Source organism: Streptomyces corynorhini (assembly GCF_003346515.1).
In the GTDB taxonomy this organism is placed as follows: domain Bacteria; phylum Actinomycetota; class Actinomycetes; order Streptomycetales; family Streptomycetaceae; genus Streptomyces; species Streptomyces corynorhini.
Genome location: NZ_QQNA01000384.1, coordinates 1 through 10,668 on the forward strand (window position 1 = coordinate 1; position 10,668 = coordinate 10,668).

9 protein-coding genes are annotated in these 10,668 nt (G+C 70.3%); 3 read left to right on the forward strand and 6 right to left on the reverse strand.

Annotation, left to right across the window (positions count from 1 at the left end; genetic code table 11):
- Nucleotides 1-202: 202 nt before the first annotated feature.
- The 6 genes from DVH02_RS33015 to DVH02_RS33040 are packed head-to-tail and all read right to left on the reverse strand — an operon-like array spanning nucleotide 203 to nucleotide 8,153.
- Nucleotides 203-1,567, reverse strand: a complete 1,365-nt coding sequence (locus tag DVH02_RS33015; RefSeq protein WP_114627527.1) for an NtaA/DmoA family FMN-dependent monooxygenase — start codon at nucleotides 1,565-1,567, stop codon at nucleotides 203-205.
- The gene (locus tag DVH02_RS33020) at nucleotides 1,564-3,024 is read right to left on the reverse strand and encodes an NtaA/DmoA family FMN-dependent monooxygenase (protein WP_114627528.1); all 1,461 of its coding nucleotides are present in this window, start codon (nucleotides 3,022-3,024) and stop codon (nucleotides 1,564-1,566) included. The genes DVH02_RS33015 and DVH02_RS33020 overlap by 4 nt, the downstream gene beginning before the upstream one ends.
- A gap of 26 nt (nucleotides 3,025-3,050) precedes the next feature.
- The gene (locus DVH02_RS33025) at nucleotides 3,051-4,718 is read right to left on the reverse strand and encodes a dipeptide ABC transporter ATP-binding protein (RefSeq protein WP_114627529.1); all 1,668 of its coding nucleotides are present in this window, start codon (nucleotides 4,716-4,718) and stop codon (nucleotides 3,051-3,053) included.
- A complete protein-coding gene (locus DVH02_RS33030) occupies nucleotides 4,705-5,595 on the reverse strand; it encodes an ABC transporter permease (RefSeq protein ID WP_114627530.1) in 891 nt (296 codons plus the stop codon). Before DVH02_RS33030 ends, DVH02_RS33025 begins: the two co-directional genes overlap by 14 nt.
- Nucleotide 5,596: 1 nt before the next feature.
- On the reverse strand, nucleotides 5,597-6,526 hold the full coding sequence (locus DVH02_RS33035) for an ABC transporter permease (protein ID WP_114627531.1): 930 nt from the start codon (nucleotides 6,524-6,526) through the stop codon (nucleotides 5,597-5,599).
- Between the two features lie 4 nt (nucleotides 6,527-6,530).
- The gene (locus DVH02_RS33040) at nucleotides 6,531-8,153 is read right to left on the reverse strand and encodes an ABC transporter substrate-binding protein (protein WP_158575980.1); all 1,623 of its coding nucleotides are present in this window, start codon (nucleotides 8,151-8,153) and stop codon (nucleotides 6,531-6,533) included.
- Nucleotides 8,154-8,516: 363 nt separating this feature from the next.
- On the opposite strand from DVH02_RS33040, the gene DVH02_RS33045 reads away from it, so the two are divergent.
- From DVH02_RS33045 to DVH02_RS33055, 3 genes are all read left to right on the forward strand, one after another.
- Complete coding sequence (locus tag DVH02_RS33045) at nucleotides 8,517-8,951, forward strand: hypothetical protein (protein ID WP_114627533.1); 435 nt, start codon at nucleotides 8,517-8,519, stop codon at nucleotides 8,949-8,951.
- A gap of 62 nt (nucleotides 8,952-9,013) precedes the next feature.
- Nucleotides 9,014-9,448, forward strand: coding sequence for an OsmC family protein (locus DVH02_RS33050; RefSeq protein ID WP_158575981.1), 435 nt, complete (start codon nucleotides 9,014-9,016; stop codon nucleotides 9,446-9,448).
- Nucleotides 9,445-10,350 (forward strand): sulfurtransferase, encoded by a 906-nt coding sequence (locus DVH02_RS33055; RefSeq protein ID WP_158575982.1) that lies wholly within the window; start codon nucleotides 9,445-9,447, stop codon nucleotides 10,348-10,350. The genes DVH02_RS33050 and DVH02_RS33055 overlap by 4 nt, the downstream gene beginning before the upstream one ends.
- The last annotated feature ends 318 nt before the right edge of the window (nucleotides 10,351-10,668 follow it).

Sequence of the window (10,668 nt, forward strand, 5' to 3'; positions counted from 1 at the left end):
GGCTAGGGTCTTTCGTTTGGATCAGGCCGGATGAGGGAGCGGGGTCCGGTGCCGTGGATCGCGAGGCGGAGGAGGGAGCCCACGCGGAGCGGATGGGGTCTCCCCTGGTCGAGCGAAGCCGAGACCTTGGGGATGACTGACGACAACGCGGCGAGGCGCGGCACCAGGGCTCGCGAGCCCGGCATGATCCAAACGAAAGACCCTAGACGTCGTCGGTGTCGAGCAGGCCCTGCAGCGTCGACGCCTCGTACTCGGTGCGGAAGATCCCGCGCCGCCGCAGCTCCGGCACGACCAGGTCGACGAACAGGTCGGCGGGCCCGCGGTGGTACGGGGGGAACAGCTGGACGCCGTCGAGGACTTCCTCCTCGAAGTTCTCCTCCAGCCAGTCGGCGATGGCCCGCGCGTCGCCGACGACGGCCGGCTGCTGCTCGTGCCGGGACCGCTGGACGTAGTGGTACAGGTCGCGCAGGGTCGCGTCCTCACCGATCTGCGTGGCGAGGATCCGCCCCAGCAGCTCCCCGCCGTTCTTTACATCGCGCGCGCGGTCACCGGTCAACGGCCCCAGCGCGTCGTCGGCGATCTTCTCGATGTCCACGACGTCGAGGACGCGCTCGCTGTCGCGCACCCTCGACAGGTCGATGCCGAGGGCCCGGGAGAAGACGGCCGGCAGCTCCTGCTCCAGCTGGAGGGAGTTGATCTCGTTGAACTTCGCCCGCGCCTCCCGGACGGTACCGGCGAGGTAGAAGGTGATCCCGGGGATGATCTTGAATTTCTCGGGGTCGCGGCCGTTGGCGGCGACCCGCTCCTTGAGTCTGCGGTACTCCTCCTTGCCCCGGCTGATCCCGAAGTACGGCGAGAACCGCACCTGCGCGAAGTCGGCGCCGTACCGCAGGGATTCCTCGGAGAGGCCCACCTGCACGACCGGGATGTGCCGCTGCACCGGCGGCGGTACGTTCAGCGGGCCCCGGACGTCGAAGTGCTCGCCGTGGAAGTCGACCTGGTGCCAGGAGCCCGGCCGCACCAGGGTGCCGCCCGCCCGGTCGTCGAGGAGGAAGTCGTCGTCCCAGCTCTCGTACAGCAGCCGGTTGACGACGGTGGTGAACTCCCGGGCGCGCGCGTACTTCGTCTCCTCGGTGGGCACCGGGTTCTTGCCGTAGTTGCCGACCGGGTCGCCGTCGCGGTCGATGCCGAAGACGACGTTCAGCGCCGTACGCCCCCCGTTGAAGTTGTCCAGGGTCGCCAACTGCCGTGCGACGGAGTACGGGTGCTCGAACGACGAGTTCACCGACATGACGAATCCGAGGTTCTTCGTGATCGCCGCGGCGTGCCCGGCGTACACGAAGTTGTCCCAGCGGAAGATCCGGTTGAGGCGGTCAGGTTCACTGCCCAGAGCGCTGCCGGCGAACACGTAGTCCAGCTTGCCGCGCTCGGCGGTCCTGGCCGTGTCCAGGATGACGCTGGGGTCGCGCAGCCCGGAGCTGGTGGCCTCCGGCAGGCGCCAGGCGTCGAGGTCCCAACCGGTGCCGTAGGCCGCCAGGCCGAGGCGGAGTGTGCGTCTGCCGCTCATGCTGATCGTTCCTCCTGCCGGTCGGCCGTGGTGAAGCTGTTCGGGGGGATGTCCAGGCCGAAGTGGCCGCGGAAGGTGTCGGCCGTGTACTCCGTCCGGTACACACCGCGCTCCTGGAGGATGGGCACCACCTCGCCCGTGAAGCGCTCCAACTGCTCCCACAGGAACGGTGTGCTCACGTTGAAGCCCTCGGCGGCGCCCTGGTCGAACCAGTCGATCAGGGTGTCCGCGACCTGGCCGGCCGTACCGATCACCAGGGGGAAGTTCCCGGCGATCGCCGCCCCCAGCAAGTCCCTGACCCGGACGCCGCCGTTGTCCGGGGTGCGCCCCGTCCGCTCGGCCAGTGCCGTCAGCAGCCTGTGGCCGTAGCCGTTGAACCGCTGCGCCGTGCCCGGTTCGACCCTGCCGTCGATGCCGAGCGCTCTGAGGTCGACGCCGACGCGCTCCGTGAGGGAGCGGACGCTGCGGGCCCCCTTGGGCAGGGGGAACGAGGACGCGCGGATCCGGGCCCCTTCCGGGCCCGACCAGTACGACTCGTCCCGGTCGCCCTCGACGATGTCGTCGTCGTACGGCAGCAGTGTGTTCAGCTCCTCGTACAGCTCGACCGCCTCCGCCCGGGTGTCGCCGATCAGCGGTGTGATCCCCGGCAGGAAGAAGATCGGGTCGACGCGGCCCCGCAGGCGCTCGGCCCGCTGCCGCACGTCGGCGTTGAACGCGATCGACTCCCGCGGGGTGGCGGGGCCGGTGAAGTTGATGTCGGCCCACTTCGCGGTCAGTTCACGGGACAGCTCGGAGGCGCCGGCGTACAGCAGCGGGACATGGCCCTGCGGCGGGCGTTCCAGCGGCAGAGTGCCCGCGACCTGGAAGTGGGTGCCCTGCCAGTCGAGCCGGTGGATCTTGGTCTCGTCGACGTAGTGGCCGGTCTTCTTGTCCTGGAGGTAGGCGCCCTCCTCGATGCTGTCCCAGAGCCGCTGGACCACGTGGATGAACTCGTCCGCGCGCTCGTAGCGGGCGGCGCCGCCCAGGTCCGGCAGGCTGAAGTTGCGCGCGGCGAGGTCGGAGGCGCCCAGCACGACGTTCCACGCCAGCCGCCCGCCGCTGAGGTGATCGAGGGAGGCCGTCAGCCTCGCCAGGATGTACGGCTCGTAGAACGTCGGGTGCGCCGTCACGACGAGCCCGATCTTCGAGGAGTTGAGGGCGAGTTGGGAGGCGAGCGTGAACGGTTCCAGGCGTCCGGTGTTGTGGGTGGTGATCCACTGTTCCGCCGCGATGTCACCGGCCAGGGTGTCGCCGAGGAAGAAGAAGTCGAACTTCGCGTCCTCGGTGATCCGCAGTGCCTTCGTCGCGTACTCCAGCTCGAAGGCCCGCGCCGTGGGCGCGTCCGGATGCCGCCAGCCGCCCCAGTGTGTGCCGTTCAGCCAGTGCATGTAGCCCAGGTGGAGCTGTCGTTCGGGCATGGTGCGTGTTCCTTTCTGTCGCGGAGCTACGAGGGCGGGCCCGCGCCGGCCGGGGCGGCGCCGGGGATCGAGGCCAGCAGCCGCTTGACGTAGTCGGTCCGTGGTTCGGTGAGGACGCCGAGTGCGGCGCCGCACTCGACGATCCGCCCGTGGCGGAGGACGACGATCTCGTCGGAGACCTCGGCGATCACACCCAGGTCGTGGGAGACGAAGACGTACGTCAGCGCCAGCTCGCGCTGGAGCGTGTCGAGCAGATCGAGGATCTGGCGCCGCACGGTCACGTCGAGCGCGGAGACAGGCTCGTCCAGGATGACGACGTCGGGACGCGGCGCCAGCGCGCGGGCGATGGCCACCCGCTGCCGCTGGCCGCCCGAGAGTTCGGCCGTGTACCGGTCGGCGAGCGAGGCGGGCAGACCGGTGACCTCCAGCAGCTCCGTGATCCTGCGGGCACGCTCCGGCGCCGTGCCGTACTTGTGGCCCCTGAGCGGTTCGTCGAGGATCGCGCGGACGGTGGACCTGGGATTCAGCGAGGCGTAGGGGTCCTGGTAGACCATCTGCACCTTGCGGTAGAGGCCGGCCTGTCCGGCTCCCCGCCGGTGGTGGACGACCGGGTCGCCGTCGATCCGCACCGAGCCCGTGTCCGGCGGTGTCAGACCGGCCAGGACACGCACCAGGGTGGTCTTGCCCGATCCCGATTCCCCGACGATCCCCAGTGTGGTCCCCCCGCGCACCCGGAACGAGGCGTCGGAGACGGCGGTGACCGGGTCCGTGCCACGACCCGACGCGAAGGTCTTGCCGACCCCTTCGGCCTCGACCGTCACCGGGGCGTCCGCCGGTACGGTGCCGAAGTACTCCAGCCGGGCGCTCGCGGCCCGCCGCCCGGAGAATCCGATCGAGGAGGACCGCAGGAGCCGCTCCGTGTACGGGTCGTCCGGGGCGGCGACGACCTCGTCGGTCCGCCCTTCGCGCACGATCCGCCCGTCCTTCACCACGGCGATGCCGTCGGCGCGCTCGGCGGCGACCCCGAGATCGTGGGTGATCAGCAGGATTCCGAGTCCCTCGGTCTCCACCAGTCCCGACAGCAGATCGAGGATGGTCTTCTGCACGGTGACGTCGAGCGCGGTCGTCGGCTCGTCGGCGATGAGCAGCCGGGGCCGGGTGCTCATCGCGGCCGCGATCAGGACCCGTTGGCACATTCCGCCGGACAGTTCGTGCGGATAGCGCCCGTACAGGCGGGCGGGATCGCGGAGTCCGACCTTCGCGAACAGGTCGACGACCCGCTCGCGGCGCTCCGCGCGGGACGCCAGACCGTGGGCGCGCAGCGGTTCGGCGGCCTGGAGGCCGACGGGCAGCAGCGGGTTCAGCCCGAGCAGCGCGTCCTGCGGTATGTAGCCGATCTCCTTGCCCCGGACGGCCCGGTACCGCCGTTCGGACAGGCCGGTGAGCGTACGGCCGCCGAGCACGACCTCGCCGCCGGTGACGCGCCCGTTCTCGGCGAGGGTCCCGGTGACGACCCGGCCGAGGGTGGACTTGCCGGACCCGGACTCGCCGACAACGGCGCGGATCGTCCCCGCGGGGACGTCCAGACCCACGCGGTCGAGCACGGGGGTGGCGGCACGGCCGGGCAGTGTGAACTCGACACTCACGTCGCGCAGGCGCAGCAGCGGCGTGTGCTCGCGGTCAGGCGACGACACGGGTCCTCCCTCTGTCGAACGATCTGCCGATGCGGTAGACCGCGAGTACGGTCAGTACGATCACCAGGCCGGGCAGCAGGCTCAGCCACCACTGGACTCCGATGAAGGTGCGTCCCTCGGCCACCAGCAGCCCCCACTCGGGGGTCGGCGGCGGCGCGCCGAGTCCCAGGAAACTCAGGGCGGCGACGGTCAGGATCGCCGTCCCGATGTCCATCGTCGCGGCGGCCAGCACCGAGCGGGACGCGTTGGGCACGACATGTCTGAACAGCCGGTGGACATAGCCGTGTCCGGCGAAGACCGAAGCCTCGACGTACGTGGCGTTGCCCACCTTGAGCACCTCGGACCGCATCAGACGGGCGAAGCCCGCCGTGCTGTTGATCCCGATGGCGACGGCGATGTTGAGCGTCCCGCGCCCCAGCGCGGAGATGATCGCGAGGGAGACGATCAGGCTCGGTACGGCCAGCATGATGTCGACGATCCGCATCAGAACGCTGTCGGCCTTGCCGCGCAGCGCGCCGGCCACCAGGCCGATCGACGAGCCGCTCACCAGACCGATGGCGACGGCGATCAGCGCCGCCTGGAGCGACAGCCGGGTGCCCCACACGGTGCGGGTGAACTGGTCACGGCCGAAGTCGTCGGTGCCGAAGAGGTGGTCGAGGCCGGGCGGGAGCAGCATCTGCGCGCCGTCCTGCCGCAACGGGTCCCCGGGCGCGAAGAGGCCGGGGTGGACGGCCGCGGCCAGGATCACGGCGACCCACAGGTACGCCGCGAGGAGGCCGGGGGAGCTGAGCGGCCGGGCGGACCGTCCGCCGGGCTTCCCGGGCTTCCCGGGCCGCTCGGACGGCGGCGCTGACGGTGGCGCTTCCAGGGTCGTCATGTCATCCCTCCCATCGGATGCGCTTGTCGAGCAGGGGGTAGAGGGCGTCCACGACGAGGTTCACGGCGACGAAGATCACCGCGCTGATCGTGACCGCGACCAGGACGACGGGCATGTCCCGGCCGTTCACGGCGTCGACCACGAGCCGGCCCACACCGAGCCGGGAGAACACCGTCTCCGTCAGCACCGTCCCGCCGACCATCACACCGACGGTGGTCCCCAACGAGGTGATCACCGGCAGCGCGGCGTTCTTCAGGGCGTGCCGGACGACGATGTCGAACCTGCTGAGCCCCCAGTTGCGGGCGGTCTCGATGTACGGGGAGGTCAGAGCGGCGCGGAGGTTGGCCGTCAGCAGCTGGGAGATGCTGCCGCCGCCCGCGACCGCGAGGGCCGCGGAGGCGATGAGCAGTCCGGCGAACCCCGGGTCGCTGACGGCCTTGATCCAGTGCAGCTGGAAGGCGAAGACCTGGAGCAGCACGAGTCCGACGAGGAAGGGGGGCAGCGAGACCGCGACCGGCGGCAGGGAGATGAGCAGTTCGCGCGCCCACTTCCAGTCGGTCAGCTCGATGACCACCGACAGCGTCACACCCAGCACCACGGCGAGGAGCAGCCCGAGAAAGGCCAGCCGGAGCGTCTGGGGGAAGGACTCGAAGTACACGTCCACCGCCGGTCTGCGCTGGTAGACGCTCTGGCCGAAGTCGCCGTGCAGGGCTCCGGTCAGCGCGTCCCAGTACTGCGCGTACACCGGCCGGTCGAGGCCGAGCAGCTCGCGCTGTTCGGCGAGGAGCCGCTTGACGTCGGCGCCGTCGGCGCCGGCCGTCAGGCCCCCCGCCGCGTCGCCGGGCACGACGTACAGCAGGAAGAACGCCCCGGTGAACGCCCCCCACACCACGATCACGCCGTACAGGAGTCGGAGTCCGTATCGTGCCATCGGTCTACTTCTTCGCCAGCCAGGCATTGATCAGGTACTGGTCGAGCCCGACGGGTTTGATGTCGTGCAGCCGGGGCGAGTACGCCCACACGTCGATGTCGTTCGACACCGGTATCTCGTACGCCTGCTCGACGAGGATGCGCGACGCCTGGTCGACGAGTTTCTGCCGCTCGGTGAGGTCGATCGTCTGGTTCTGCTCCTGGAGGAGCCGGTCGAGCTTCCGGCCGGTCTTGTCGTCGTCCGCGATGAAGCTGCGGTTCGACCCGGTGGACTTGCCGTAGTTGGCGCGCAGCACGTCCGGGTCGGGCGAGGAGGCGTACCAGTAGGCGAGGTCGTACTCGCCGCTGAGCAGCTTCTCGTTCGCCTCCGCGGGCAGCGGCGGGTCGAGGACCAGCTCGATGCCGAGCTTCTTCCACTGGTCCTGGAGCACCTGCCAGCCCGCGTCGTCGGCCGGGACGCGCAGCGACAGTCGCTCACCGGAGGCGTTGACGCGGATGCCGTCCTTGCCGGTCCTGGTCCAGCCCGCCTGCTTCAGCAGCGACGCGGCCCGCTCGGGGTCGTACTTCAGCAGCGCGCTCTGGTCGGAGTAGTGCGGATTGTCCTTGCTCAGCGGGCCGGTCGCGGGTTCGTCGATCCCGCCGGAGTCGATCTTGACGAACTGGTCCCGGTCGGTCCCCGTCTGGAGCGCCTGCCGGACGCGGACGTCCTTGAGGAACTTCGAGGAGGTGTTCACCGGCAGCTCGGTGCCGGTCGCCGGATTGAGGGTCTTGGAGATCGTCAGCCCGGCGCTCTGGAACTGCGGGAGGTACTTCGCGTTCACCCAGTAGACGAATTGCAGTTCGTCGCCGCCGATGACCGCGCCGTTGCGGACCGAGTCCTCGGGGATGATCTTGTAGACGACCTGGTCGAGATAGGCCGGCCCGGCGTGGTCGAAGTACTTCGGCGCCCAGGTGTAATCCTCGCGCTTCTTGAGGACGATGCGCTGGTTGGGGACGTACTCCTCCAGGGAGAACGGGCCGGAGCCGTCCAGCCAGTTCTGCCGCTTCTCCACCGGGAGCCGGGCCGTCTTCTCCGAGACGATGCCGCCGTACGCACGCGACAGCGAGACCAGGAAGGCCGCGTTCGGCTCGGCGAACTCGACGGTGATCTCGTGCTCCGACGGTGTCCTGATCTTGCTGATGCCCTGCACGATGGTCTTCGCGCTGGAGTGGATGCCGGGCCTGTTCAGGCTCTCCAGGTTGGCTTTGACGACCTTGGCGGTGAGTGCGGTGCCGTCGTGGAAGGTGACGTCGTCACGGAGCTTGAACGAGTACTTCCGGGCGTCGTCGCTGACCGTCCAGCTCGTTGCGAGCCACGGCTCGACCTTCTTGGTGTCGGGGTTGTAGAAGACCAGGGAGTCGGCCAGGGAGCGGGCGACCGTGCGCCAGACCTGGTTGACGACGGCGGCGTCGACCCCGCCGGGGTCGGCGCTGAGGCCGATGTTGAGTGTGCCTCCGGAGCGGTCCTTCTTGGCCACCTGGGCCCCGGTGTCCTCCTGCCCGGCGTTGCCGGAGCAGGCGGCGACGGCAAGGAGCGACAGGGTGGCGGCCGCTGCGGCAAGCCGGCGTCGCGGGCGTGAACTGGACACGACGTGTTGTTTCCTCTCGATCGGCTCGGGGTGAGCGGGGAGTGGCGGCGTTGCTCGGAACGAGCAGGCGGCACTGAGGCGTTGTGTGCTTGCCTCACACGAGGAGACGTAAGCGACAGGGGGGTGGCTCTCTCCGCCCGCTTCTCTGTCTTGCCTCACGAGGGACGCTCCCAGGATCGCTGGGACGGCCATCCGTCTCGACGGCGTTCTGTTCCAACGGCTATACGTAGCAGCCTGGATGAGGGTCGAACGATGTAACAAGCTAGTAGTCAGGTGCGAGAACCTCGTAACCGATATGTTGACACGAGTACTCCTGAAGTATCGTGACAACAATGTTGCAGTCTCCTGAACGGGGAAACCGGCATGGTGTTTGACAGGAAATACAGCGACGAGGTCCGCCAGCGCGCGGTCGAGCGGGTCCTGCTCCGGCGCCGCGACGAGCCCGAGAACCGGTCGATCGTGCGGGAGGTCGCCGAGGAGTTCGAGGTCGGCCCGCAGTCGCTGCGCAAATGGCTCGTGCGCTACGACGACGGCAGTTACGACTACGACCACGACTCGGCGGACGCCCCGGCCGACGTCCGGGAGCCCCGCGCTCCCTCGGCGGGCCGCCGCCAGCGCCCCGGCCGGCGTGAGCTGCTCGCCAGGGTCGACGAGCTGGAACAGCGGATCGCCGTCCTGCAGGAGGACAACCGCTCCCTCACCCGCGTCGTGTCCCTGCTGGCCGATCAGCTGCGCGTGGCGACCACGGGCGGTGTCCAGAGCCCTGACGCCGCGGCCGGTCACGGGCCACGGGCCTGAGTCCTGTTCCCTCGCCCGTCCCGGCGGACGCCGCCCGTCGCGGCGCTGGCTAGAATCCCATGATGAGCGACAAAGTGACCGTGACCAGCAATCTGCACGGCCGGACCACCGACGTACGCGGCCGCTACACCATCGGCGGGCCCGGCTTCGAGATCGTGTCGGACGGTTCGGTGCGCAGCGGGGGACCGGGTGAGGAGGCCGGCTCGCTCGACCTGCTGGTGGCGTCCCTCGTCTCCTGCGCGCTGAACGCCTTCCGGCACGACTTCGTCGAGAGCGGACAGCCGGAACGCCAGGTCGAGATCTTCGCCCGGATCGAGCGCAAGGTCGAGGGCGACTACCTGGGCGCGCTCATCATGGAATGCTTCATCGACGGGGTCGACAACGTCACCGCCGAAGAGCTGGTCGCGGAGTACAAGAAGCGCTGCCGCATCTACAACGCGCTCAAGGAGAGCCTCCCGGTGACGTTCGTCCCGCACGCGTCCGGACCGCTGGGATGACGACGCCCCGCGACGCCTGCCTCGTCGACGCCCGGACGGCGTACGCCGAAGGGTCCCGCTCCGTGTTCGTCGAGGTCGCGCCCTGGCGAGTGATGGCGCGGGGGCCGGACCCGGTCACCGGAAGCATCCCCGGCGCGCGCCGGACCCGGGTCACGCCCGACTTCGCGGGCCCCCCGACGGCGACCAGCGGCCACCTTCCGCTGCCGGGACCCGCCGCCGTGCGCGACGCCCTGGCGGCCCGGGGCGTCGGGCCTGCCGACGACATCGTGCTCTACACCCGCCGGATCGAGGAGCTGTCGAGCGCCACCCGGGCATGGTTCGTGCTCACCTGGGCGGGCTTCCGTTCGGTACGGGTCCTGGACGGAGCCCTGCCTGCCTGGGTCCGCGCGGGCGGCCCGACGGCTCCCTTCCGGCAGGCGCAGGCCCGCTCCACCGCGTCCGGTCCGGCGGGCGACCTGGTCGGCGCGGCGGCCCCGGACGACAGCGGGCGGCGCGTCCTGTCCGTGACACGGGTCCTGGACATCGCGCGCTACGGCACACTGCTCGACTCGCGGCCCGCCGGGGCGTACAACGGCAGTCCTGACGACCCGAGGACCGGCCACGTCCCGCACGCGGTCCACGCCCACTCGGCCGAGCTGATCGCCCCCGACGGGCTGCTCCGGCCACCCGCGGAGCTGCGCAAGTGGTTCCTCTCCCACCGTGCCATCGGCGCTCACGAGGTCGGCGCCTACTGCGGGGGCGGTGTGTCCAGCTCGCTGCTGGTGTTCGTCGGGGCGCTGCTCGGGCAACAGGTGGGCCTGTTCGTCGACTCCTGGTCCGCCTGGACGCGTGACGCGTCGCTGCCCGTCGAGCAGGGGGCGGCGGCCACCCGCTCCGCCGCCGTCGACACCGACTGCGCGTGAGGCCGTACCACCGGGTGCCCGGCCCCTCGGCCGCCGGTGCCCTCCACCGGATCGGCCGATAGCCGACCCTGGCGCGGCCGAAAAGGGAAGCTGTTCGTCCGCCGACCGGCGGGTAATATCCGCCGCGGGCCAGTTCACGTCGCCATGCGGGGCACGTCCTCGCGTCACAGCTCACCCACAGAGGGCCGGATGCCGACTCGCGTATTTGTCAAGTACCTGACAGGCATGGCGTCGGCCGTGCTCCTGCTGACCGCGCTGCCCACGACGGCCGCCGCCGCCCCGGAGCCCCCGGCCCCGGCCGCGCGCCCCGCCGCCGCG